Source organism: Thiomicrorhabdus marina, assembly GCF_017571465.1.
Taxonomy (GTDB): domain Bacteria; phylum Pseudomonadota; class Gammaproteobacteria; order Thiomicrospirales; family Thiomicrospiraceae; genus Thiomicrorhabdus; species Thiomicrorhabdus marina.
Window position 1 is genome coordinate 29,876 of the sequence record NZ_JAGETV010000006.1, and the last position, 25,112, is coordinate 54,987.

At 46.3% G+C, this 25,112-nt stretch carries 27 protein-coding genes; 5 read left to right on the top strand and 22 right to left on the bottom strand.

Annotated features, from left to right (window positions below; genetic code table 11):
• Positions 1-11: 11 nt before the first annotated feature.
• Entirely contained in the window at positions 12-959 is a 948-nt protein-coding gene (locus J3998_RS04890) for a PilZ domain-containing protein (protein ID WP_208148352.1), read from the top strand.
• On the opposite strand, the gene J3998_RS04895 is transcribed toward J3998_RS04890, so the two are convergent.
• From J3998_RS04895 to proC, 7 genes are all read right to left on the bottom strand, one after another.
• Positions 956-1,240 (bottom strand): FeoC-like transcriptional regulator, encoded by a 285-nt coding sequence (locus tag J3998_RS04895; RefSeq protein WP_208148353.1) that lies wholly within the window; start codon positions 1,238-1,240, stop codon positions 956-958. The two genes, J3998_RS04890 and J3998_RS04895, sit on opposite strands and share 4 nt — an antisense overlap.
• Positions 1,221-3,578, bottom strand: coding sequence for a Fe(2+) transporter permease subunit FeoB (gene feoB / locus J3998_RS04900; protein WP_208148354.1), 2,358 nt, complete (start codon positions 3,576-3,578; stop codon positions 1,221-1,223). Before feoB ends, J3998_RS04895 begins: the two co-directional genes overlap by 20 nt.
• Positions 3,575-3,796 carry a FeoA family protein gene (locus tag J3998_RS04905; RefSeq protein WP_208148355.1) on the bottom strand — a complete coding sequence of 74 codons (222 nt, stop codon included), beginning with the start codon at positions 3,794-3,796 and terminating at the stop codon, positions 3,575-3,577. Before J3998_RS04905 ends, feoB begins: the two co-directional genes overlap by 4 nt.
• Positions 3,797-4,082: 286 nt before the next feature.
• The gene (gene metW, locus J3998_RS04910; protein ID WP_208148356.1) at positions 4,083-4,694 is read right to left on the bottom strand and encodes a methionine biosynthesis protein MetW; all 612 of its coding nucleotides are present in this window, start codon (positions 4,692-4,694) and stop codon (positions 4,083-4,085) included.
• A complete protein-coding gene (gene metX, locus J3998_RS04915; RefSeq protein ID WP_208148357.1) occupies positions 4,691-5,836 on the bottom strand; it encodes a homoserine O-succinyltransferase MetX in 1,146 nt (381 codons plus the stop codon). The genes metW and metX overlap by 4 nt, the downstream gene beginning before the upstream one ends.
• Positions 5,833-6,420, bottom strand: a complete 588-nt coding sequence (locus J3998_RS04920) for a YggT family protein (RefSeq protein WP_208148358.1) — start codon at positions 6,418-6,420, stop codon at positions 5,833-5,835. The genes metX and J3998_RS04920 overlap by 4 nt, the downstream gene beginning before the upstream one ends.
• A gap of 1 nt (position 6,421) precedes the next feature.
• The gene (proC, locus tag J3998_RS04925) at positions 6,422-7,249 is read right to left on the bottom strand and encodes a pyrroline-5-carboxylate reductase (RefSeq protein ID WP_208148359.1); all 828 of its coding nucleotides are present in this window, start codon (positions 7,247-7,249) and stop codon (positions 6,422-6,424) included.
• Between the two features lie 175 nt (positions 7,250-7,424).
• Here proC and J3998_RS04930 point away from each other — a divergent pair, with 175 nt between their 5' ends.
• A complete protein-coding gene (locus J3998_RS04930) occupies positions 7,425-8,354 on the top strand; it encodes a hypothetical protein (protein WP_208148360.1) in 930 nt (309 codons plus the stop codon).
• 162 nt (positions 8,355-8,516) lie between these two features.
• Here the strand turns inward: J3998_RS04930 and J3998_RS04935 are convergent, their stop codons facing one another.
• Both J3998_RS04935 and J3998_RS04940 read right to left on the bottom strand, forming a co-directional pair.
• Entirely contained in the window at positions 8,517-8,885 is a 369-nt protein-coding gene (locus J3998_RS04935; protein WP_208148361.1) for a response regulator, read from the bottom strand.
• A 40-nt stretch (positions 8,886-8,925) separates the two neighbouring features.
• Positions 8,926-9,636, bottom strand: a complete 711-nt coding sequence (locus J3998_RS04940) for a YggS family pyridoxal phosphate-dependent enzyme (RefSeq protein WP_208148362.1) — start codon at positions 9,634-9,636, stop codon at positions 8,926-8,928.
• Between the two features lie 203 nt (positions 9,637-9,839).
• On the opposite strand from J3998_RS04940, the gene ppk2 reads away from it, so the two are divergent.
• The 3 genes from ppk2 (at position 9,840) to J3998_RS04955 (ending at position 11,283) form a co-directional block, all read left to right on the top strand.
• A complete protein-coding gene (ppk2, locus tag J3998_RS04945; RefSeq protein WP_208148363.1) occupies positions 9,840-10,634 on the top strand; it encodes a polyphosphate kinase 2 in 795 nt (264 codons plus the stop codon).
• A 24-nt stretch (positions 10,635-10,658) separates the two neighbouring features.
• Positions 10,659-10,895 carry a hypothetical protein gene (locus tag J3998_RS04950; protein WP_208148364.1) on the top strand — a complete coding sequence of 79 codons (237 nt, stop codon included), beginning with the start codon at positions 10,659-10,661 and terminating at the stop codon, positions 10,893-10,895.
• A gap of 142 nt (positions 10,896-11,037) precedes the next feature.
• Positions 11,038-11,283, top strand: coding sequence for a hypothetical protein (locus J3998_RS04955; RefSeq protein WP_208148365.1), 246 nt, complete (start codon positions 11,038-11,040; stop codon positions 11,281-11,283).
• Positions 11,284-11,388: 105 nt separating this feature from the next.
• On the opposite strand, the gene J3998_RS04960 is transcribed toward J3998_RS04955, so the two are convergent.
• The 13 genes from J3998_RS04960 to J3998_RS05020 all read right to left on the bottom strand — a co-directional run bounded on the left by J3998_RS04960 (position 11,389) and on the right by J3998_RS05020 (position 25,098).
• Positions 11,389-12,132 carry a hypothetical protein gene (locus J3998_RS04960; RefSeq protein ID WP_208148366.1) on the bottom strand — a complete coding sequence of 248 codons (744 nt, stop codon included), beginning with the start codon at positions 12,130-12,132 and terminating at the stop codon, positions 11,389-11,391.
• Positions 12,132-13,418 (bottom strand): dihydroorotase, encoded by a 1,287-nt coding sequence (locus J3998_RS04965; RefSeq protein WP_208148367.1) that lies wholly within the window; start codon positions 13,416-13,418, stop codon positions 12,132-12,134. The genes J3998_RS04960 and J3998_RS04965 overlap by 1 nt, the downstream gene beginning before the upstream one ends.
• Positions 13,415-14,461 (bottom strand): aspartate carbamoyltransferase catalytic subunit, encoded by a 1,047-nt coding sequence (locus J3998_RS04970; RefSeq protein WP_208148368.1) that lies wholly within the window; start codon positions 14,459-14,461, stop codon positions 13,415-13,417. The genes J3998_RS04965 and J3998_RS04970 overlap by 4 nt, the downstream gene beginning before the upstream one ends.
• On the bottom strand, positions 14,458-14,970 hold the full coding sequence (pyrR, locus tag J3998_RS04975; RefSeq protein ID WP_208148369.1) for a bifunctional pyr operon transcriptional regulator/uracil phosphoribosyltransferase PyrR: 513 nt from the start codon (positions 14,968-14,970) through the stop codon (positions 14,458-14,460). Before pyrR ends, J3998_RS04970 begins: the two co-directional genes overlap by 4 nt.
• 18 nt (positions 14,971-14,988) lie before the next feature.
• Positions 14,989-15,411 carry a Holliday junction resolvase RuvX gene (ruvX, locus tag J3998_RS04980; protein ID WP_208148370.1) on the bottom strand — a complete coding sequence of 141 codons (423 nt, stop codon included), beginning with the start codon at positions 15,409-15,411 and terminating at the stop codon, positions 14,989-14,991.
• On the bottom strand, positions 15,404-15,970 hold the full coding sequence (locus J3998_RS04985; RefSeq protein WP_208148371.1) for a YqgE/AlgH family protein: 567 nt from the start codon (positions 15,968-15,970) through the stop codon (positions 15,404-15,406). Before J3998_RS04985 ends, ruvX begins: the two co-directional genes overlap by 8 nt.
• 9 nt (positions 15,971-15,979) lie before the next feature.
• Positions 15,980-16,999 (bottom strand): FAD:protein FMN transferase, encoded by a 1,020-nt coding sequence (locus J3998_RS04990; RefSeq protein WP_208148372.1) that lies wholly within the window; start codon positions 16,997-16,999, stop codon positions 15,980-15,982.
• Between the two features lie 62 nt (positions 17,000-17,061).
• Positions 17,062-18,012 carry a glutathione synthase gene (gene gshB / locus J3998_RS04995; protein WP_208148373.1) on the bottom strand — a complete coding sequence of 317 codons (951 nt, stop codon included), beginning with the start codon at positions 18,010-18,012 and terminating at the stop codon, positions 17,062-17,064.
• Between the two features lie 9 nt (positions 18,013-18,021).
• Complete coding sequence (gene gshA, locus J3998_RS05000) at positions 18,022-19,332, bottom strand: glutamate--cysteine ligase (protein ID WP_208148374.1); 1,311 nt, start codon at positions 19,330-19,332, stop codon at positions 18,022-18,024.
• Between the two features lie 186 nt (positions 19,333-19,518).
• Complete coding sequence (locus J3998_RS05005; RefSeq protein WP_208148375.1) at positions 19,519-20,253, bottom strand: 16S rRNA (uracil(1498)-N(3))-methyltransferase; 735 nt, start codon at positions 20,251-20,253, stop codon at positions 19,519-19,521.
• 12 nt (positions 20,254-20,265) lie between these two features.
• Complete coding sequence (gene metF, locus J3998_RS05010; protein WP_208148376.1) at positions 20,266-21,117, bottom strand: methylenetetrahydrofolate reductase [NAD(P)H]; 852 nt, start codon at positions 21,115-21,117, stop codon at positions 20,266-20,268.
• A 205-nt stretch (positions 21,118-21,322) separates the two neighbouring features.
• On the bottom strand, positions 21,323-22,483 hold the full coding sequence (metK, locus tag J3998_RS05015; RefSeq protein ID WP_208148377.1) for a methionine adenosyltransferase: 1,161 nt from the start codon (positions 22,481-22,483) through the stop codon (positions 21,323-21,325).
• Between the two features lie 194 nt (positions 22,484-22,677).
• Complete coding sequence (locus J3998_RS05020) at positions 22,678-25,098, bottom strand: EAL domain-containing protein (RefSeq protein WP_208148378.1); 2,421 nt, start codon at positions 25,096-25,098, stop codon at positions 22,678-22,680.
• Positions 25,099-25,112: the final 14 nt, after the last annotated feature.

The window sequence follows — 25,112 nt, forward strand, 5'->3', positions numbered from 1 at the left end:
GAATATTTTTTATGGCTAACTCGCGCCGGTTTTTTCGTTTTGACGTCATGCTACGGATTTATTTGCAGCGTGAGAAAACCGAATTAAAACATGCCAGCCAGTTATTGAAAGGGCAGCAGCGTTATCGACTACAACAACAAGTTCGTAGCTTGGATGGCATTTTAGGACAGTTGCTACAAGATATTTCCAATCGCGGTTCGCATTTATATGATCTGTTTTACAGTATGAATCAGCGTCTTAATTACCTTGATTGGCTATTGAACGAACTGTTGGAACAGCGTAATCCGCAAGAGCATCCCGAATTTAAATTTCGAAGTCGTGATGATAACAAGCACCAAGCACCGGAAGTGAAAAAGGATTCGCCGACCAGTCTGTTGGTTGCGGGTTTATATGGTGAAATCGACAATGCGTTAAAAGTGTTGAAAGACTCCGTAGAAAATGTTCTGGATGGTCGCCTTTTTATTTTTAACCAGCCGCAAAAGAACGATTTTGACAGTCGTTTTTATGTCACTAATCTTGATAGCCTTGTGGCTCGAGAAGTCACGGCTGCGATGATTCTGGATAAGCTGAGTCATAAATATAATCTACTTAACCAGTTGTTTAATCTGCTAAAAACGGCCTATGAACCGATTTCTTCCGCGGAAGGTTGGCCGAAACAACAGATCAATCTCAGTGCGGGCGGGGTCGCGTTTCTCAGCGAAGAAAAGTATGAGGTATTACAAACCGTTGATGTTTTTATGGAATTGGATCAAATCACGCTTGCTCGTGGCAAGGTGTTGTATTCGCGCCCTGAAAATAGTCGACAAGCCGCGGCGCATCATCAAGAACTTTACCGAACTGCGATTGAATTTCAAATGCCTTCCAGCCGTACACAACAGCAGATTGATGATTATCTGCAACATCAAGAAGTCCGTCAGGCATTGCAACAGATCCCGTCAGTCACCGCTTGGGATTTTTAAACAGACACTTTAATCTGAACAGGCAAGCTCAGCTGTTTTACTTTGCGTTCTAGCCACTGGTAGTAAGTCTGTTGGCTGGCGCAGCCGCCGGAACAACCGCCACTATTGCAGCTGGTTGTCGTCGCTGAAAAATTGTCAATGGTTTGGATATGACCCTGTTGGACTAAAGGTTGTAATAACCCGGCAGCGGCGTCTTCGCTTAAATCAAAACGATTGCAGATGTCACTGAAACTGACTCGCTCGTGCTGCCGAATATAGCGCTTAAGTTCTAATAGAATCATGTTTGACTCCTTTATCGCCTCGGTATCTACTGCCGAGATATTTCAGTGTAAACCAAATTGCCGCGAAAATAGCCGAGAAGATCAGCAACCAGACTGTGGAGCTACTCGGATGTTGGGTAAAGGTGGCAATTTGATAAAAACTGACGGCCACTGCGTAGCCGAGGAACAGGCTCCAAGCTCCGCTGGTCAAAGCCCAGCGCCAGCCCAATTCTTGCTTAATCGCGCCGAATGTTGCCACGCATGGAAAATACAGTAAAACTAACAGTAGATAAGCGTAGGCACCAACGGAACCATCAAAGGCGCTGACCATTTTGTCTAGGGTGGATAGGCTGAAACCTTGCTCACTGGCAATCGCTTGTTTATCGGAAACCGACTCGATGGATTGCAATCCTAATGGGTCGGAAATATCGCCGAAAATTCCGGTCAGATTATCCGGTACAGTCTGCCAAGCCTCTAGCAACGCTGCCGCTAAATCAAAGTGCTGGTCTTCCGAGAGGTCAACCGTTTGTTGTTGATAGAGCGCATCCAGCGAACCGACCACAACTTCTTTGGCAAGCAAGCCGGTGAATAAGCCAACGGTCGCCGGCCAATTTTCTTCGGTTACTCCGAGCGGTTCGACAATCGGCGTTGCAGTTTTGGCGATGCTACTTAGAACCGACGTTTCTTGATTCTCGTGGCCGAAGCTGCCGTCGGTTCCTAGACTATTCAGAACATTCAGCGCCAACACCACTAAAATAATGATTTTACCGGCATCGAGAATGAAGCTTTTCAAGCGATTTCGTGTATTCAATAGAACATTTAAAACCGTCGGCTTATGGTAAATCGGTAATTCCATTAGTAACGGTGGAGCTTCGCCGCCAATCAGGGTTTTCTTCAGCACCCAGGCAGTCAGTACGGCCGCTAAAATACCGATGAAATACAGCGAAAATACGATCAGTGCAGCGTTGTTTTCAAAGAAGGCGGTGGCAAACATCACATAGACCGTCAAACGTGCGCTACAGCTCATAAACGGCGTCATCATTACGGTTTTAATTCGGTCTTGTTGCGCCGGTAAAGTGCGGCTGGCGAGTACCGCCGGAATATTGCAGCCGAAGCCGATGACTAAGGGGACAAAGGCTTGCCCGGATAGACCGAGTTTGCGCATGAAATTGTCCATTATCAGCGCGGCGCGTTGCATATAACCGGTGTCTTCGAGTATCGATAACAACAGATAAAGTGCACCAATGACCGGGATAAAGGTGGCAACCACTTGAATGCCGCCGCCAATGCCGTTGGCAATTAAGACAATTGCCCATTCCGGCAAACCGATGTTGTGCATCAGTTGTGCAGCCCCGTCAACGAAAAACGCTTGGGCACCGAGGTCAAAGAAATCGATAAAGACATTGCCAACGGCAATCGATAAAGCGAACAACAGATACATGACAGCAAAGAAAATCGGCAAGCCCCAAATTGGATGCAGTGCCCACTTGTCGATGGAATCGGTTGTGTTGCGAGTGAATTGGTCAGTGTGTACTTGACTGGCGTGCGCTGCGTCATGTGCAAATTGGAAATATAAATCTGCAGCAATCAGTGCTAGGTCTTCATCGTAGAATTCTTGTAGCCGCTGTTTTTCGGCTGTACAAAAACTTTGTAACCCCAAATCCGCGGTGTGCGGGTGAATCAGCAGTTGTAACGTTTTCCAACAGGACTCATTGATTGGTTGCGGGGCATCCTGTTTTTGCAGATCACGAATTGTATGTACCGAATTATGCAGTTCTTCCGGTAGGTCAAAGTGCAAGTCAACTTTATGATTCAATAATTGCGGAATCTGCTGCTTTAATTGGTCAATTCCTTTATTGTGATAAGCCGAAATTGGAATCACCGGACAGTGCAGTTGCTCGGAAAGTTTATCAACATCAATATGTAGATTCCGTTCTTTGAGCAAATCCATACGATTCAGCACAACGACAACCGGCAAGCCCATATGCAAAAGTTGTGCAGTCAAAAAGAGTTGGCGTTCTAAGCTAGTGGCATCGACCACATTGATGATTAGGTCGGCAGGTTGGCACTGTAGGAAATTACAGGCGACTTTTTCATCTAAACCACACTTATCGGATAACTCCAGACTGTAAACGCCCGGTAAGTCGATTAAATGAAAGTTTTGATTATTCAGTTTGAAGTAGCCGGATTTTTGCTCAACGGTTACACCAGGCCAATTCCCGGTGCTTTGTTGCGCGCCGGTCAAACGGTTGAAAAGGGTCGTTTTGCCGCAGTTTGGGCTACCTAACAACGCAATTTGCACATTGTGCTGTAACGTTTTGGTTTTGTTATGTTCGGAATTACGTGGTACTACGGTCATGATAAAGGTTTCACAGCTACAAGTTCGGCAATGCTTTTATCCAGTGCAAAGCGGCTACCGTCAACGGTAACGACTAAATTATTACCACGGCTCATAATCAATTCGACCACGCTATTGGTATGGAACCCCAGATTTATTAGGCGCATTTTCATATGTACGTCACCGTCAAGATGGGTGATTTGCGCGATTTGTCCATTATTGCACTGTGCTAGCCGCATTTTCGTTACTCTTAAATAGTATTTTTATCAGACGAAACGGAAAGAGTTAGGTCTGTTGTCGTTATCAAAGTTTTAAGATTTTGTAATTTTGCTTTTAAGCAGACTGCAAAAATCGAAAACAAATGATAATTGTTATTATTTGCGAATGATAGCAAATAGTTGCTTGTAGCTCAAACCTTGCTGAGTGGCTATGCAACAGAAATTATTTATAGCTAATATTAGATAGGGTTTATAAATGAGTAAACGCCATATCGCCATGCGACTCAAACAGGGCGATATGAAGTGACTATTTTTTGCGGATTTGATAGAGAGCGACTTCACCGATTAGATTTGGGGCAAGACGCATTCCTAGCGATGTTTGATGGTCTCGATTGACAACCGTGCGCGCTACGACTTTGATGTGTTTCTGTTCACAAAGGTTTTCAAAATCTTTGAAAGTACACATATGAATATTCGGCGTGTCGAACCAGTGATACGGCAGAGTTTCTGTTTCTGGCATCTTACCGCCGAACATTAATTGCATACGGTTGCGCCAATGGCCGAAATTCGGGAAGGTAACGATACAGTTTTTGCCGATGGTTAGCATTTGATCCAATAGTTCATCAGGACGGCGAACCACCTGTAGTGCTTGGGTCATAATCACGAAATCGAAAGAATCTTCATCAAAGTAGTAGCTCAAATCATAGCTGTTTAAGTCACTTTGAATCACGTTCAACCCATTTTGCATCGCTTGAATCGATTTCTGGGCATCCAGTTCCATGCCGTAGCCGTTGATTTGATGTTTTTCGATCAAGTGTTTTAACAGTAGGCCGTCTCCGCAACCTAGGTCGAGCACGCGGCTTTTTGGCGTAATCCAGTCGGCAATCAGTTTAAATTCGGTAGAAATTTTCTGGCTCATACGGATGCCTCTGCAGTCGGGATGTCATCGTAAACGCGTTGCATATAGTTACCGAAAACCCCTTCATAGTGATCGTTTGGCAATAAAAAAGCATCATGACCGTGCGCAGAAGTGATCTCGGCATAGCTGACGTCGGCATCATTATCGAGCAGTGCCTTAACAATCTCATGCGAGCGTTGCGGCGAGAAGCGCCAGTCGGAAGTAAATGATACCACCAGAAATTTTGCCGTCGCTTGCGCCAAAGTTTTGCTCAAGTCGTGGTCGTAATCTGCGGCTGGATCAAAGTAGTCGAGCGCTTTGGTCATTAATAAATAAGTATTGGCGTCGAAGTTCATCTTAGTGGCGAACTTCTCGCCTTGATAGCGCAAATAGCTTTCTACTTGAAACTCAACGTCGAAGTTGTATTTCAATTTGTCTTCACGCAGTTCACGACCAAATTTCGTGCCCATCATATCGTCGGATAGATAGGTTAGGTGACCCAGCATGCGCGCTAACGCCAGACCGCTTTTGGGTACGGTTTCTTGATCAAGGAAGCGGCCGTCATGAAATTCCGGGTCGGACATGATGGCACGCCGTGCGACTTCGTTGAAAGCGATGTTTTGTGCTGACAGTTTTGGCGCCGCGGCAATGACAATTGCATGGCGTAGCTTTTCCGGGTAATCAATCGCCCATTGCATGACTTGCATGCCGCCCATTGAACCGCCGACTAGCGCCGCCCATTGTTCGATGCCAAGATACTTACGCAATTCGTTCTGGCTTTCTACCCAATCCTTACAGGTGACAATAGGAAAGTCCGCTCCGTACACTTTGCCGGTTTGCGGATTGATGGTCGTAGGGCCGGTACTGCCGCGACAACCGCCTAAGTTATTGGAGCAGACCACAAAGAATTTATCGGTATCAATGACCTTGCCTGAGCCAATATAGCCGTCCCACCAGCCTTTTTTGCCATCGGCATCAATACCGGCGACATGGTGGTCACCGCTCAAAGCGTGGCAAATTAAAATCGCATTGGATTTATCGGCATTTAGTTCGCCATAGGTTTCGTACACCAGTTCGTATTCAGGTAGGCTTGAACCGCTTTTTAGCGGTAACGGCGCTTTAAAAGCAAAGCGCTGTTCTACTGTCGGGTTAGCAATACTCATCCAGGCATTCCTATCATTGATTGCGCGGCTGTAGCAATCGAACCGACGATAACGATTTGCACCAGTTTGATGGCGACAATCGCTAAAATCGGCGATAAATCAAAACCGCCCATTGGCGGGAGCATACGGCGGAAAGGCTCCAGAACCGGCTGGGTCATCTGGATGAAAATCGCGGTATTTGGGTTATATTGCGGCGACACCCAGCTCAAGATGACTTGGATAATAATTAGCCAGAACAGCATATCGAGTAGCTGATTCATTACTTCGCTTAATGCAGCTAAGGCAATAAAACCGATGCCGAAATCTCGGTTGGTCAAAAAACCGATTAAAAGCACAAACAGCGATTGCAGAATCACTGCCGTAATCACCGCAGCCCAATCCCAACGACCTTTAGTTGGAAGAGCTTTATTGAGTGGTGCGCAAATCGGGTTGGTCACTTTGGCTACAAATGTTACGACGGGATGATTCCAGTCAGCATAAGTCGCGCGCATTAAGAAACGTAACATCAAGGCGAAGATTACCAAGCCGACCGCAAACTGTAGCAAAAACAGGCCGCCTTGGCCTAGGGGTGAACTCATTTCCATCTTAAGCTTCTCCTCCAAGCTCGTCTGCCAGTTCTTGTGCACGGTTGCGCGCTGCATTCATTGCGCCGGCAACCGTATCACGCAAGTTATGGGTTTCAAAATATTGAATCGCTTTTTCAGTGGTACCGTTTGGCGAGGTAACATTGGCACGCAGTTCTGCACAATCCTGATGCGATTCCATCACCATCTTCGCTGCACCAAGCGCGGTTTGCATGGTCAAGAGGTGAGCGGATTTGGCATCCAGTCCCATGTCTTGTGCGGCTTTTTCCATCGCTTCCATAAATAGAAAATAATAAGCTGGACCGCTACCTGATAGTGCGGTAACTACATCAATTTGATTTTCTTGTTCAACCCATAGAGTCAAGCCGGTAGCGCGCATAATGTGCTCTGCTTGGCTTTTCTGTTCGCTGTTGACTTGTGAATTAGCATAAAGACCGATAGCGCCGGTTTGAATCAACGCCGGTGTGTTTGGCATGGTACGTACGATGGCCAGTTCTCCGCCTAACCAACGATTGATGTCGTCAGTACGAATCCCTGCGGCAACCGAGATAATCAATGGTGAACCTGCTTGTACTGTATCGCTGATTTCTGCACAGACTTGACGCAGAATCTGTGGTTTAACTGCCAGAACGATAATATCGGCATGCATCAAGGCTTCGCCGTTGTTGGCATAAGTTTGAATGGCAAACTGGCTGCTTAGGGCATCACGCTGTTCTTGATTCGGGTCGGTTGCAAGAATATTGTTTGCGTCATAACCGCTTGCAATCAGGCCACCGATTAAGCTCTTCGCCATATTGCCGGCGCCGATAAAACAGATTTTTGCGTTCATAGTCCTCGGTCTTTTTACTTAGTTATGAGGGACATTATTATAAGCTAAAAAGAGCACTGAATTACAGCGCTTGCACGTAATTGCACAATGCTTTTTTGAGTGATAAATTCGCTTAAGTTTTGTCGCGAACTGCCGTTAAATGTAAAACTTACCGGAATTACTTTGAGGTGCTGTGATGTCTACGCCAATTGCCAATGCATTAACTGCCAATGGTTTGCTGAACCGTTATCTAAATCCGAGTCAGGATAACGCCAATCCGAAAGCCGCTGAGAATGCCGCTAATAATTTTATAAAACAGAATGAAGATGTTGCCTATACCCCCTCGGCAATGCGTGCTGGTTCGATAATGCAATCCGAACAAGCTTTCTCCTATAGCGAGAGTATGAGTCTGCAATTGACCACCAAAGAAGGCGATAAGGTGTCGGTCGATTTTCGTCAGTTATACGCCGCTTACCAATCTTATAAAGAGATGCAGTATGCCGAGCAGAATGATGAAGCACCGCAAGGTTTTTCTGTCTATGAATCGAGAGAAGCGGTGCAGATGGCCGCTTTTGAAGAGCGGTTTGCGATGAGTATTGAAGGCGATCTCAATGAAGAGGAATTGGGGGCGATTTTCAGTGTTTTCGAGCAGGTCGATCAAATTGCTAATCAATTTTATGGAGGCAATATCGAGCAGGCTTTACAGAGTGCGGTTGATATGGAAATCGATTTTGGTCAATTGCAGAACGTAAGCTTGAATTTAACGCAGTCGGCGACTTGGGTTAGCCGTCAGCAACAAGCGGCTATGCAGGAATACGGTGAAAATAGTGCTGAGCAACAATCTGCGGAAACGGCAGGGGTTGAGCAACTCCCCGAATATTATCAAAAATGGCAAGCGGCGCTTGAATCACTGAATCAGTTTATGGAAGACTCGCAAACCATGTGGGATGAATTGACCGGTAAAGTATTGGCACAGCGTTTTCCTGAACAAGATTCTACGAGTGGGTGGTTGGAACGTGTTAAAGCGTTTCATCAGCAGTTTGCTGAGTTTGCCCAAGATAACAACCAAACTACTGCCGACAGTGATGCGACCGAAAATGAAAATAGCGTAAAAGAGCCAACTTAAATTTGCCTAAACGCTAAAGTTTTTGAATGCTTGCCGATATAAATAATAGAGGTAATCAATTACCCGTTATGCAGTAACCATCAATCTACAGATGTGAATACTGGCAAAAAGGAGATAGGCCGGTTGAGGAAACTCAATCGGCTTTTTTCATTTTATTGCGACTTAATCCTTAAGGAGCGATTGCACGGCCTTTAACAATAGCGCTTTATGAATCGGTTTACTGAGGTAGTAGCAATTTCCGACGGCCTGTGCTGAATTTTTGGTATTTTCACTCGTGTCAGCAGATATGAAGATAATTGGTAAATGTTGTGTGTTGGTATCTTGACGAAGCGACTGCGCAAATTCAATGCCATTAATATCGGGCATGACCACATCTAACAGAATCAAATCAGGTTGGTTTTCTTGGATTAGCTCTCTTGCCGTATAAACACTTTTGGTCACCATTAGTTCGTAATCGTCAACCAACATAGCGCCGAGAATACTTAAATTAATCCTTTCGTCATCGATGACTAAAATCGATTTCTTATCCATATTTACCTCTTAAAAACATAATGAAATGAATTGTGTTGTTTTAAGTCTGAAGTGAATAATTTCTTGCCCCGAACAAGTCGGTGCCGATGCGTACCCAAGTTGCGCCTTCGAAAATAGCCGCTTCCAAATCTCCAGACATGCCCATAGAGAGTTGATCGAGTTGCAGTTGCGGATTTTGCTGTTGCAGCTTATCTAATAAATGTTTCATTTTTGCGAAAACAGCACGTTGTTCACTGAAATCATCTCGCGCTTTAGGGATTGTCATGAGTCCGCGTAGTGTAATATTCGGAAGGTGACTGATTTCCGCTACCGCATCGTGTAATTCTTGCGGAGTAAAACCGGATTTACTGGTTTCTTGATCGATATTGACGGCTAATAAAATCTTTAAGGGCGGTAAGTCGGTTGGACGTTGTTCGCTAAGCCGGCGAGCGATTTTTACACGATCGACACTATGTACCCAAGCAAAATTTTCAGCGATTGGACGGGTTTTATTGGACTGAATAGGTCCAATGAAATGCCACGTTAATTGCGGTGCTTGCGTGATTTTATCAAGCGCTTCTTGCAGATAGTTTTCGCCGAAATCCTGTTGTCCGGCCTGTGCCATTGCCAGTATATCAGTGAACGGCTTAGTTTTACTGACCGCTAATAGGTTGACTTCATCAGGATTGCGTTTGCCATCGATGCAAGCGTTCTGAATACGCTGTTGAACTTGTTGCCGGCTGTGTTGTAACTGTTGTGTTCGAGCGGTCATGCGTATCCTCTGTCGATGGGGTGGCGTTTATTCTAGTGAAGTGTTTTGGCGGCTAGATAGATTTGATTGTTTGCGGTCAACTTTCGCCGTTGCTTAACCAGAACAAGTGATGGCTAGAGTATACTCAAATGTTAGAGTAATTTTTAATTCGTTTAGTCAATTTTTGACAAGCGTTGCGGGTTCAGTACAGCAGAGGTGATGCGATGAAGAAAGTGATATCCAGCGAGAATAACTATCCCTACGAAACCAAAATGAAGCGTTCGGAATATGAACAGCAAAAGCGTCTGTTGCAGATTGAGTTGTTGAAGTTGCAACGTTGGGTTAAAGAGAATGACGAGCGAATTGTGATGCTGTTTGAAGGGCGCGATGCGGCAGGAAAAGGGGGCACTATCAAAAGGGTTCGAGAGCATTTAAACCCGCGTGGTGCTCGAGTAGTTGCTCTGGATAAGCCGAATGAAAAAGAAAAAGGCCAGTGGTATTTCCAGCGCTATATTGAGCAGTTGCCGACGGCCGGCGAGATCGTCATGTTTGACCGTTCTTGGTATAACCGAGCTGGGGTCGAGCGAGTTATGGGATTTTGCACTCCGCCGGAATATAACCAATTTATGCACCAAGCGCCGGAGTTTGAACGCATGCTAGCCAATGAAGGCATTCGGTTGATGAAGTTTTGGTTTTCGGTTGGCCGCAAAGAACAATTGCGCCGTTTTAATGCGCGTAAAACCGATCCTCTAAAACAGTGGAAGCTGAGTCCAATGGATTTGGCGTCACTGGATCGCTGGGAAGATTACACCAAAGCCAAGGAAGATATGTTCTTTTATACCAATACCCACCATGCTCCTTGGACAGTGATTAAATCGAATTGTAAAAAACGAGCGCGTTTAGAAGCGATGCGCTTTATTTTAAATCAGATTCCGTACGATGGTAAGGATGAAGAGGTCGTAGGAGTACCTGACCCGCTAATTGTCAGTAGTGGCGAAGATATTTTTTCGGATGCGTAAGGTAATTGCTTAAGGAGAGAATGGATGAATATTTCCCACCATGCCTATGATGTTGTAAAAGGTTTTCGTAATAGCCTCGGAGAAGAGCAGAAAGCAGTGCTTAGCCAAGAGGACTATGAAGATTTACAAATTTTAGTTGAAGCCGCGATTGCTGCTCATGCCTCGAAAGTATTGCATGATAATGCCAAGCAAATTGAAGCTTTGGCTAAAAGCACTCGTCATCTGGCTTCCAGTATTGAGCAGGATGAAGGTGATTCATGAATCGGGGTAAATGGAATGTAATGTAAATTTAATTTTGCGTACTCTCAGTAAAATACTTATACTATACGTAAAAATGCCAATATTTGAGATAATGGTTCGAATAAATGGTGGTTGTTAATAAGTTTTTATCGAGGATAGAGCAATGAGTTTACAAAAGGAGAAGTGCCGAAAAGAAGGATTCTTTTTGATTGTTACCGCGGTTGCCGGTGCAGCATTATGGACATGGATGATTATGAACCAAGGACTGGATCTAGTTCGGTCTTATCAAGTCGATCAAAGCTATCTTTTACAGATTGTTGCATTTGGGTTAAGTAGTCTGCTGTTTTTGCTAGTTTTGTGGTTATTTATTGTTGTTGGTATCAGACTGGTACGTACCAACGATATTTAAGTTTAGAGAGTTCAGTAAATGGCTTTTGGCTGAAAGAAACTGCTTACTAAGGTGGTTTTTGTTTGAATGCATCCGCTGAGATATTTGAAATTTTTTCTATGTTTTTTACAGGCAAAGTAAATTGATTTTCAGTGAATTTGCCTTTAGTGATGCTTGGTTAAGGAGTTCGCAACATTCTTGAGTGGTGGATTTTGTAGCAGACAGAATAACGTGCCATTCATCAATCACATTTTTAGGGCGGTGCTGTTCAGTAATTAGCGCCGTCTTTAGCCATTCGGCTAACATTTCAGCTAGGCTCATCTGAGCACATCCGGCAATAAAGTCTTCGCTACAGAGTCGATTCGCAATTTTCCAATCTTCTAATAACGTACAAGCACCAATTGCTTCAGGCGGTGTGCCTTGCACCATAAAGCGTGCCGGCTTGATGGCAAATGGGAACCTTTTTTGGGCATGAAGTAATACTAAATCACCGGTAGGATTCGTGTGGTTTTGACGCTGTTTAGCCAAGGCAAACAGTGGAGCCATGCATAACTCTTCGCCAAGCATCAGTAGCTTATCCGCTTTTAACGGTAGTGTTTTTTCTGACCAGATAATTTGTAGACAAGTGTCACTTGCAACCTCGATTTGAGAGTCACAGAGAAATTGCAATTGCCAATGGTTATCGCTAAGTGAATGGATCGCAAATAGATTTAACGGCTGTCCGCTATTGAGAGAAAAGCGTGCCGTTATAAAGTCAACGGCATTCTTGTCAGTAGCGTTATCCGCGGTGATTTGCAGGCTCAATAGCCAGTGGCCGTTTAGTTGTTCCTGCCACTGAAGTTGTGCAATCGAGTAGTTGGCGCTATCCATTAAACTTCATTGTTTTTATAGACAGGGCGGCCTTGGAAGAAAGTTTGTTCAACCTTGCCGATAAACTCCCAGCCGATAAATGGCGAGTTTTTGCCTTCGCTGATAATGCTGTCTTTATCGAACGTCCAGATGCCTTCGGGATCAATAATAGCCAAGTCAGCAGGGCGCGAAGTCTGTAATGAGCCGGTTGGGATCTGTAAGATTTCCGCCGGTGTTTGGGTTACGGCTTTAATTGCGGTAGTAATATCTAGTTGGCCTTCTTGTACCAATTTCAATACCAGCGGCAGAAGTGTTTCCAAGCCAATAATTCCCGGTTGGCTTTCACCGAACGGTAGCAGTTTATCATCACGGTGCAGTGGTGTATGGTCACTGACGATTGCATCAATCACCCCTGAACGAACGCCGGCTAGCAATGCATCGCGGTCACGCAGACTGCGCAATGGCGGCGATACATGGAACAGGCTGTTGAAACTAAGTACGTCCATTTCCGATAGTAATAGCTGATGAATTGCAACATCGCAAGTTACCGGTAAGCCGCGTTTTTTGGCTTCGGCAATCATTTCGACTGAGCGCGCACAAGAAAGCTGCGAAAAGTGAGCACGGATACCGGATTCTTCAACCAGAACCAAATCGCGTGCTAGAGCAGACGTTTCCGCCGCTGGCGTAATCGGCGGCAAACCTAGACGTGAAGCGACCGGTCCGTCGTGAGCCACGCCGTTGTTCTTTAAATCTTGGTCTTCACAACGCAACATCACCACTGTATCCAGTGATGCTGTGTATTCAAGTGCGTTTTTTAAAGTCAGTGCACTCTGTACCGGGCGGTTAGCTTGGCTAAGTGCCACACAACCACCCTCGATAAGTGAGTAGATGCCGCTTAGTAATTTTCCTTCCAAGCCTTGAGTTAAGGCGCCAATCGGCATGACATAAGCCGTTGCCGCTTGACGGGCACGACGTTGTATTAGTTCAGTTACGGCTTGTGTATCATTAACAGGATTAGTGTCTGGAGGGCAGCAGATAGTTGTGACGCCGCCGGCAACCGCAGCGCGGGTTTCGCTAGCGATGGAACCTGCAAAGATACTGCCCGGTTCGCCAAGGCGCGCTTGCAGGTCTACTAAGCCGGGAACAACCCATTTACCGGTTGCGTCAATTTCTTGATCGGCGCTAAAGCCTTCCGGCGCTTCGTCGCCGATTTCGGCAATCCGACCGCGTGCCATATAGATGTTAGTGACCTTATCCAAGTCTTGACTTGGGTCGATAACTCGGGCATTTAAAATGGCTAATCTCATTGAGGGTTCTCCATCTCGGCATTCTCTTCGGCTAGGGCGCTTTGTTCTTGTTCGGCTTGGTGTTGTGCGAGTTGTGCAGCGTTACTCATAATCACCGACATCACCGCCATGCGCACGGCGATGCCGTAAGTAACCTGTTCTAAAATGACTGATTGCGGGCCATCAGCTACTGCGGAATCGATTTCAACACCGCGGTTGATTGGCCCCGGATGCATTACGATGGCATCCGGTTTTGCTAACGCCAGACGTTTTTCAGTTAAACCGTAGCGCTTAAAGAACTCTTTTTCGCTTGGAATTAATGCCGACTTCATGCGCTCGTTTTGCAGACGAACCATGATAATGACATCAACGTCTTTCAGTCCTTCTTCAATATCGTGATAGACATGTACGCCGAGTGCTTCAGGGTGCTCTGGCAGTAGGGTTTTAGGGCCGATAACACGGATTTCACGCGCTTCCAGAATACTCAGTGCCTGAATCTGCGAACGTACTACTCGCGAATGCAGGATGTCGCCGACAATCGCAACTTTCAGGTCGAAGACATCGCCTTTTTTCTTGCGGATGGTAAACATATCCAAAAGCGCTTGAGTTGGGTGGGCGTGTTGCCCGTCACCGGCATTCAGGACATGCACATGCGGAGCGACATGTTGTGCGAAGAAGTGTGCCGCGCCGCTCTCCGCGTGGCGGATAACGAACATATCGGCCTGCATCGCTTGCAGATTCCACAAGGTATCCAGTAAGGATTCACCTTTCTTGGTTGCGGAGGTTTGGATATCCAAGCTTTCGATATCGGCAGAAAGACGTTTTTCGGCAATTTCGAAAGTGGTTCGAGTGCGTGTACTTGGCTCGAAGAACAGGTTCATAATGCTCTTGCCGCGCAGCAGAGGTACTTTTTTAATCTTATTGGTATTCGGATCGATAAAAGATTCAGCGGTATCAAGAATCTCGGTCAAGTGATGTTGTTTAAGACCTTCTAAGGTCAAAAGGTGTTTCAGTTTACCCAGTTCATTCAATTGCGGATTGGGGGCGGTTAAGCGCGCTGTCATGCAGATACCTCGGCTTTCTCTGAGATGGTCACTTCAATCGGATCCGGTCCGGTTACTTTAATGGTTTGTTGGCATTCCAGTTGCATACCGACCACATCGGCTTGGAATGGCAGTTCGCGGCAACCTTTACGATCCAGCAGGACGACGAGGGTGACACTGGCAGGGCGACCGTAATCAAAGATCTCATTCAATGCGGAACGAATGGTGCGACCGGTGTACAGCACGTCATCGACCAGAATAATGTGTTGGTCTTCAATATCCCATGGGATATGCGCCGGTTTAACTTGTGGGTTTAGCCCGATGCGCGAGAAATCATCGCGGTAGAAAGAAATATCAATCAACCCTAGCTCTTCTTGCAACCCAAGGCGTTGGTGCAAGGCTTCTCCAATCCATTCGCCGCCGGTGCGAATACCGATCATTTTCGGGTTAGGGCGTTGTGCCATCTTCTCGTTAAGTTGTCCGCTCATGGTTTCGAGCAGCGCGCTAACATCTATGTCCAGTTGTTGCATCCTGAAAATGACTCTCTTCTATGTGTTTTGTTGTAACCAGTTTTCTAAAATAATCTGTGCAGCATGGTCGTCAATATGGGGTGTTTTGCTGCGCTTTTTACTGTGCGCATGGCGCTGTTCCGCTTCAATGGAGCTGAGTTGTTCTTCAATGAAAAACACTGGGCGACCATAACGCCCGCTAAGGCGTTGTCCGAATTTGCGTGCCGGTTGCGTTAGCGGTTGTTCGCTCCCGTCCAGGCGCATAGGTAAGCCAACCACAATCGCAGCCGGTTGCCATTTTTCAAACAGTTGAGTAATCGATTGCCAGTCGGGTTTGCCGTCTTGACTATTAACAATTGCTTCCGGCGAAGCGGTTTGAGTGACGGTCTGTCCGATAGCAACCCCAATTCGCCGCAAGCCAAAATCAAATCCGATAATGGAGCCTTCAATCGGCTTAGGCATGACCGGCCTCGCTGGAGAGAAATTCTGGGGCGATACCTAAGGTGCCGAGCGCGACTTCCCAGCGTTGTTCGATAGGGGTTTCAAATAGCAGTGATGCATTGTATGGAATGGTCAGCCAACTATTGTCTTGCAACTCTCCGGCGAGTTGTCCCGGCTCCCAACCGGCAAAGCCGAGGCAGACAATAAAATCATCCGGTGCTTCGTCGCTGCTGACTGCTTCCAGAAAATCATCGGAAACGGTCATTGATAAATCATCATTGAGGTAAACCGAACTTTTCCAGTTTCCGCCTCGCTGATGCAAGATAAACCCGCGCTCCAAATCGACAGGACCACCCATAATGATCGGCTCATCAAGGTGATGATTGCGTTCGGTATAAGGATATTCCAAGTGTTCCAATAGCGTACGCACATCGAGTTTGTGAGGCAGGTTGATAACCAGCCCCATGCTACCGTGCTCGTTATCTTCGACGACATAAATCACGGTTTTTTCAAACCAACTATTGTCGAGTGAAGGCATCGCCACCAGAATTGAATGTTCGAGAGAGTGCAACTGTTTCATACTGTCGGATTATATCAACTTTAGCCTTTTTTCCATGCTTTTTGTTTGTGATATTTTGCCGTCATAAGCGACGCAAAAGACCTGTTCAACAGCCATTTTTTTCGCAATTTCACGCCACTGCTTCGGGCCGGCAATTAATAGCGCAGTTGCTGCGGAATCTGCGGTAGTCGCATCGGAGTGAATTACCGTGACTGAAGCAAAACCGTCGGCAGGGTAGCCGGTGTTCGGATTGATAATGTGTGAAAAACGTCGGCCTTGCCATTCATAGAAACGTTGATAAGTGCCGGAGGTGACCACGCTTTCGCCATCTTGTGCTGCAATAGAGGCAATTGGCTGCTGTGGGTTTTTTGGATGACTAATGGCGATTTGCCAAGCTTTACCTTGTGGTTTATTGCCAAGCGCTTTCATATCGCCACCGATACTGACCAGCGCGCTTTTAATTCCTGCCGTTGCTAGGCTTTGTAAAGCCATATCCAGAGCCAAGCCTTTGGCATTGCCGCCAAAATCCAGTTGTACATCTGGATTGTCACTGAGCAGTTGATTGTCCGTAAAGTAAATGTCTTTGATCGATGGACGTTGTTGCAACCACCTATCAATTTGCTCTTGAGAGGGGGGAGGGCCTTGCCAGCTGTCGCCGTGAAAGCCCCACATGGCAATCAGTTTGCCGATGCCCGGATCAAACAGATAATCGCTGGCCGCGCTGAGTTGTTGTGATTTTAGAATAAAGCGCTTTACGGATTCAGCAACCGTAATCGGTTTTTGGACAGCAATCGCATTGTTGATTTTGCTGAGAATGCCGCCTTGTTCCCACGCGTGCCATTCGTGGTGGAAACGCTGAAAGTCGTGATTAATTTTCGCGACGGCTTGCTCAATAACGGCTTGCTCTGGATGATAAATCGTAATATCGACTTCGGTGCCGAACACGATGATTTGAAATTGATGAGCTTGCAATGGTTGTGAACAGGCGCTAAAAAAGAGCGGCGCGCTGATGATTGCAGGAATACTTTTTAGAAAGTGCCGACGATACATATCAATTCATCCGCAAAGTAACGCCGCAATCCGTAAACTCTGTATTGTGGCGCTAGGTTACATTATGCTTGGCGTTGCTGTTCTAGATGGTCAAACAACACGCCGGCGATATTCAGGCCGAATTGTGCATCCAGTTCACGGATGCAAGTCGGGCTGGTGACATTGATCTCGGTGATGTAATCGCCGATAACATCCAGACCGACAAAGTGTAGGCCTTTGGCTTGTAAAGTCGGTTTAATCTGCTCGCACAACCAACGTTCGCGTTCGGTGATCTCCATACCAATACCGGTGCCGCCAGCAGCGATATTACCGCGGGTCTCACCCTCTTTTGGAATTCGCGCCAGAGTGTAATCAATCGGTTCGCCATTAATCAACAAAACGCGCTTATCGCCTTGTTTGATTTCCGGCAGGTAAACCTGCGCCATAATATGATGCTTGCCGTGCTCGGTCATGGTTTCGATAATCACGCTGATATTTGGGTCATCGGCTTTGACGCGGAAAATAGACGCGCCGCCCATGGCATCCAACGGTTTAAAAATGGTGTCTTGATGCTCGGCAACGAAAGCGCGCAGTTTGTCTGCATTGGCGCTGACTAGGGTTTGCGGAATGCAGTTTGGGAACCAGCTGGCAAACAGCTTCTCATTGGCATCGCGCAAGCTTTGCGGCTTATTCACCACCAAAACACCTTCCGCTTCCGCTTGTTCCAAAATATGGGTGCTGTACAGATAGTCGTTATTAAATGGCGGGTCTTGGCGAATCAGGACAATATCTAACTCGCTTAAAGCCGTTTCTTGGCTTGTACCGAAACCGAAAAATTGTTCATCGATACCGCGATCCCACACTTTTAGTAACGTGGTGTTGGCATAAGCGCTACCGTTATCAAGATAGAGATCTTCGGGCTGCATATAATACAGTTCGTAACCACGACGTTGCGCTTCTAACAGCATGGCAAAAGAGCTGTCTTTATACGGTTTGATGTTCTCAATCGGGTCCATCACGATTCCGAGTTTCATCTTTGGCTCCTAAGCGTTGTCGTCGAGCGGCGGCAGTTCACCGGTGGCATCGGCGATTTCACGCGCGGCAGCTAATAGTGCCAAACGTGCAATGACGCCATAGGCGTAGAAACGGTTCGGTGCAGCATCCGGTTGTTGATTTTCATCCGGTAAAATGCCGGCTTCGGCATAAGAAATCGGTTGGAAATGCATACCCGGCGAGTTCAGATTATCGGTTGCTCCTTTACCGGTATGGACGCGATAGAAACTACCGACTACTTGGCTACCAATCATGTAAACCACTGGTTCTGCAACGGCACCGTCAATCTCTTCGTAGGTGTAAACCCCTTCTTGCACCAGCATTTGCTCGACGTGCAAACCTTCTTTAACCGATGACATTTTATTGCGCTGTTTGCGATTCAGGTTTAGAACATCTTCTGCACTCTGTACTGACATAATCGCCATGCCGTAGGTACCGCTATCGGATTTAACGATGACGAAAGGTTTACAGCCGATATCATGCTCGTCGTAATATTTTTGCGTGTCCGCTAACATCTTATTGACTGCATCGGCTAGTTGATCCAAGCCGGTACGTTCTTTGAAGCTGATCGGGCCGCACTGTTCGGAAGTCGGAGTAATTAACCAAGGGTCAATGTTAATAATTTTGGCAAAGGCTTCAGTCACTTCTGAATAGTGTTGGAAATGGTGCGTCTTGTAACGGTTGTCCCAGCCCAAGTCCAGAGGAGGAAGTAGAGTTTGTTCGATATTTTCCAGAATTTCCGGGCGTCCGCCTGACAAGTCGTTGTTCAGCAGAACCGCACATGGGAAAAAGTCATCCACGCCGACTTGGTTATCTTTACGCATTAAAGGTTTTAAGGTGAGCGCATTGCCGGATGGCAGCTCAATCACCATCGGTGCGTCCAAGCCTTCCATCATCGAACCGATTTGCACTTCGTAACCGGCGGTTTCGATAATCGATTTTAGAGCAAACAAGTTTTCTAAGTAAAAGGTATTACGGGTATGGTTTTCAGGAATAATCAGCACGCCGTCGGCAATAGGGCAGACTTGAGATATCTTACTTTGCGCCGCATGCACCGCCAGAGAACGCAGTTCCGGGTGTAGGTTGTTGAAGCCGGCCGGAAATAGATTAGTGTCCACCGGTGCCAGTTTATAACCGGCGTTACGTAAATCCACCGAGCCGTAAAAAGGCGCTGGGGTTTTGCTGAACTGTTTACGCAACCATGCCTCGATTTCATTGGTATGAGCGAGTAGGTGGCTTTCAAGTTCAAGCAGTGGGCCGGTCAAAGCGGTCTGCAAATGCGGAACGGAAGTAGCTGGCATTTTTTCTCTCTTTTACTTGCGCTGATTAAGAGCAGTATTATAGCGAATCTGCAATACGCATACAGCGTATGGATTGGAATAATATTTATTCTTATAAGGTGAGGATCTGCTTAAAATTCATAATTAGGTTCTGCCACGGCCATTTTTAAGATGACAACAGAGTCAAATATGAATTTTAAGTAGACCCTAAATATCGCCCCAAAGCGATTGGGCAATGGCGAGCATGGCCGGCCCAGCCGTTTCGGTACGCAGGATGCGCGGTCCCAGTTGAATCGCTGTGCAACCCTGTTGTACGGCTAGCCCAACTTCTTCATCGGTTAAGCCGCCTTCTGGGCCGACTAAAATATTTAACGGTTGCTTGAAATTAGGCGTCGCCATCTGTGCCAAGGTTTGCTTTGCATAAGGATCGCAGACAATACCTTGTATAGAAGGGTTTTGTTGCCAGAACTCTTTTAAGGTCATGAGCGGCAGAACTTCTGGCACAAATGCTCGGCCGGACTGTTCGCAAGCGTTAATGACAATTGCTTGCCATTGTGCACGACGTTTGTCGATTTTGTCGTCTTTCAGTTTTACTTCGCAGCGCTCGGTGAACAGCGGCTGAATGGCTTTAACGCCAAGTTCAACCGCTTTTTGCAAGCTGTAATCCATGCGATCGCCGCGCGAAATTCCTTGCAGTAAAATGGTGTCAAGCGGCGATTCATTGTGTGATTGACTGACAGTACCAACTTGTACGCTAGCATCACGGCGCCCTTCGACCAGTAAAGTGCCTTGCGCCAAATTACCTTGGCCGTCAAATAGTTCCAAGACAGTGTTGTTTTTTAGGCGTAGCACGGTCAAAGCGTAATGAGCCTGTTCCTTGGTCAAACTCAAGGTTTGACCGGAGATAAACTCGACAGGAAGGTGTAAACGAACGGTGCGCATGCTGCTACAAACTTACTTTAGGGTTAGGGCTGTAGCGATATCCAGCGTTGGCTGGGTTTTGTTCATGCTATAGAAGTGAATGCCCGGCGCGCCGGCATCCAGTAATTTTTGCGACAGCTCGGTGACCACATCTTTACCGAATTCAAGCAAACCGGCTTGGTCGTCTTCAAATGATTCCAAACGGCATTTCAACCAACGAGGAACTTCTGCGCCGCAACCTTGAGAGAAGCGGATTAAGTTTTCGTAGTTGGTGATTGGCATGATGCCCGGAATAATCGGTAGGTCGATACCGTTCTTTTCGCAGTTATCGACGAAATAGCGATAGCTGTCGAAGTTATAGAAGTACTGAGTAATTGCTGAATCAGCGCCTTGCTCAACTTTGTGTTTGAACCATTTAATGCCGATGTCGCAGTTGCGCGCTTGCGGATGCGTCTCCGGATAAGCAGCGACTTCTAAATGAAAGGCATCACCTTTCTGCTCTTTAATGAAGGCTACCAAGTCGCTGGCGTATTTGAATTCGCCCGGGTCCATCATCCCTGACGGCAAATCTCCGCGGAGGGCGACAATGCGCTTGACGCCCATTTCTTGATATTTATTCAGTAACTCTAAAACACTCTCTTGAGTTGCACCGATACAGGTTAAATGCGGGGCGGCTTCAAAATCGGTCTGAGTTTGGATGTAACGAACCGTTTCGACCGTTTTTTCTTGCGTAGTGCCGCCGGCCCCGTAAGTCACCGACATATATTCCGGACTCATCGCGCCAAGTTCTTGAGCGGCGGTTTTTAGGTTTTCCATGCCTTTATTGGTACGAGGCGGGAAAAATTCCAAACTCAATTTTTGTGCATATTTCTTTTGTGATTGCATTGGATAGTTCCTTTGCTTTTAAACATATCGCTAAATTCTACTAGGTCGCGCTGCGAAAGATTTTGTTTATGTGATGCGTTGCTCATTTACTCTAATGTAAACAGAGCTATACCTCGCTAAAAATCTTTTTCGCTGTGCTCTAGTGAGTTTTGCAATATGTTTTTTAGTTTTGTTCAGTATGGTCAAGCCATGCTCTAGTGACTGATTACAGTCCTGCGTCGGCACGAAGTGCGTCGGCTTTGTCGGTGTTTTCCCAAGTGAATTCCGGTAGCTCACGACCGAAGTGTCCGTAAGAAGCGGTCTTCTGATAAATTGGGCGATATAGATCCAGCATTGCAATCAAGCCTTTCGGACGTAGATCGAAGTGTTCACGTACCAATTTCTCGATTAGCGTGATATCAACTTTCTCGGTACCGAAAGTCTCGATGCTGATTGACGTCGGTTCTGCCACACCAATCGCATAAGACACTTGGATTTCACACTTGTCTGCTAGACCGGCGGCAACGATGTTCTTCGCTACATAACGGCCTGCGTAAGCGGCCGAACGGTCAACTTTTGACGGATCTTTACCAGAGAAAGCTCCTCCGCCATGGCGCGCCATGCCGCCGTACGTATCAACGATAATTTTACGACCGGTTAGGCCGGCATCGCCAACTGGGCCACCGATAACAAAGCGGCCGGTCGGGTTGATATGGAAGTCAGTGTCTTTATGCAGCCATTCAGCAGGTAGAACCGGCCTGATAATCTCTTCCATCACCGCTTCACGTAGGGTTTTATTGTCTACTTCAGGGTTGTGCTGCGTGGATAGTACTACAGCGTCAATTGCGACTGGTTGACCATCTTCGTAACGTAAGGTTACCTGAGATTTTGCATCTGGACGTAGCCAGTTTAGTTGACCTGATTTACGAATTTCTGCTTGTTTTTCCATCAAGCGGTGCGCGTAGTAAATCGGTGCCGGCATAAGTACGTCGGTTTCGTTAGATGCATAACCAAACATTAAACCTTGGTCACCGGCTCCTTGTTCGTGTTCTTCAGTGTCATCAACGCCCATGGCGATTTCCGGTGATTGTTTACCGATAGATGAAAGTACCGCACAAGTTTCACCATCAAAGCCTAGATCGCCATGGTCATAACCAATATCTTTTACGACTTTACGTACGAGTTCTTCTTGGTCAACCCAAGCTTCAGTGGTGATCTCGCCACCAATTAATACCATTCCGGTTTTTACGAAGGTTTCACAGGCAACGCGTGCACGTGGATCTTGTTCTAGGATGGCGTCCAACATCGCATCGGAAATCTGGTCGGCGATTTTATCTGGGTGGCCTTCAGAAACGGATTCAGACGTAAATACTGTGGTTTTGCTCATAACTGTTCCTCGGAAACGAAAACTTATAACGAGGTACGGAAAATCAACGGGAGACAGGGATAGAGAAAAGCTCCTCGCTTTAGCCGTACTTATTTAATGCGCCCGCAAGCTGATGATCAAATCGGCGCTAATCAGGTATTATGGCATTTTTTTTTGCTGCCATCAATATTCGCTAATATTTGGTTATGTGGTGATTAGTCGAAAATCTCGATAATCGGACGAGGATGGTCAAAGTAATAACCTTGTGCATAGTGTATGCCGACTTCCTTAAGCCAATTGGCGGTTTCTTGGTTCTCGACAAATTCTGCAATTGAGGAAATTTGCATTAGCTCAGAAATGTCTCGAATGGTCTGAACCATCACGGCATCGACTGGATCATTAAGTACGTCCTTAATAAAATCACCGTCGATTTTAACAAAGTCTACCGGTAGGTTTTTCAGCCAAGAGAAGGTCGCGAAACCGGAGCCGAAATCATCTAAAGCCAGTTTACAGCCGTAACTTTTGATTTTATTGAGGAAGTCAATGGTATGACTCATCTGGTTGATGGCAACGGTTTCGGTGATTTCAAAACAGATCTTGTGATTGTTTTCGAGGTTATTGTCAAGTAGTTCTAGTAAGTTACGGGTGAATTGTTCCTGGCCTAAAGATTGCCCAGAAATATTAATGTTTAGTAACTCAATTTTATCGCTATGTGCTTTAAGCCAGCGGATGGCGCGTTTGGTGATGTAGAGGTCTAAGTCTCTCATCAAATCAAAGCGTTCCGCCGCCGGTAAGAATTGGTTAGGGGTGATAATTTGAGAATCCTGATCTTTCATTCGAACCAGAATTTCAAAGCGTTGTAGTGGTTCATTACCGTTGCGGTTGAGGTCGATAATCTGCTGTGCAAAGAGTAAGAATCGGTTTTCGTCTAAGGCATAACGGATACGCCCAACCCAATCAATGATGTTTTGGTCTTGCTGGCGGCTTTGGTCATCTTCTTGATAAGCTTCAATGCGATCTCGTCCCTTATCTTTTGCCAAGTAGCAGGCGATGTCGGCGCGCGACAAAATCAACGCTTTGCTAAGATTGCCGTGAATTTGTGCGATACCGATACTGCTTCCGACTTGGAAGCGCTTGTTTTCCCAATAGAAACGATGTTGGCTAATACTATGTCGAAGTTTTTCGGCAAATGCTAAGGCTTCCTCCAGATCATGGTCATTTAACAGTATGGCGAATTCATCACCGCCGATTCTGGATAGAAAGCCGAAGTCTTCGGTTAGATGTGACAGCATGTTGGAAATTTGGCGTAATAAAACGTCGCCAGCAGTATGGCCGACGGTGTCATTGACAACTTTAAATTGATCCAAGTCCAGATAAACCAGGCAACTATTATGTTGCGGGTTTTCGGCACTGATTTTAATTAACCTTTCTAGCTCAGTCTCGAAAGCGGTACGGTTGTGCAGTTCGGTCAATGTATCGTGAGTAGCTTGCCAACTAAGACGTTGTTGTAACGAGTGTTCTTCAGTCGCATCGCGGAATACCATGATTGCGCCGATAATATTGCCGTCTCGGTCGATAATCGGAGCGGCGGAATCGACTAGCGAAATCGTGTCGCCTAATCGGTTTATCAGAATCGTGTTTTTGCTTAAACCGATTACTTGCGCAGTACGCAATGCGCGTGTTCCGGGATTTTCCAGCGGTTTTTTGGTTCCTTCGTTAAACAGTTGCATGACCTCGTTAATAGGTTTGCCTGTGGCGAGATAATGATCCCATGCGGTAATTTGTTCAGCGGCGGGGTTCATATAGGTAATGATGGATTGATTGTCAATAACCACTACGGCATCGCCGATGGAGCGTAAAGTGATTTCGGCGCGTTCTTTCTCTTCGTAGAGGTCTTCTTCGTTTTGATTGAGTTGCGCTAGCATCGATTGGAAGTTGCGAGCAAGATCAGCCAGTTCGTCTTTACCATGGGTAGGAAATTCGATTTTACGTTCGCCTTGGCGAATGCGGCGAGTGTTGTCGATTAGTTTATAGATCCGGCTAGTTAAGTTAAAGCCCATATACCATGCCAGTAGTGAACCGAGAATAATCGCAAAAGCGGTATAGAACAGACCTTCTTTGGTAATCACTTTAATGCTTTGGCTGGTGTTGGTTCGGCTGAGTTGAACTCGCGCCCAACCGAGTTGCGATTGATCTTTCCAGACCGGGATCGCGACATCTATGGCGTTACGGTCATTAAAGTAATAGTGTTCGCTACGTTGTGGATTAAATGGGTTTAGTTTTGGTAGTTCGATATATTTGCCGATATTTTCGCTGTGGTGTTGGTTATCGATATTGTTGTGGTAGGCGAGAATTTTGCCGTGGTTATTAACGAGCATAACAAAGTTGATATTAGCCTGATTAGCTTGTGCGGTAGCCAGTTCTTCCAGACCCGCTAAATCGTTAGAGAGCATCCACGGGATACTATTCGCTGCCAGAGTTTTGACGATTCCTTGAGCGGCCATTTGTGATTCTTGAGTTAAAAACTCTTGCTGACGTTGCACTAAATCGAAGACGAACAGAGTCATCAGTAGCGCATGAATCAATGCGATACTGAGAATCAGTTTGTTTTTGATCGATTTAGGTATCAGCTTCATAATCTCTGGTTGCT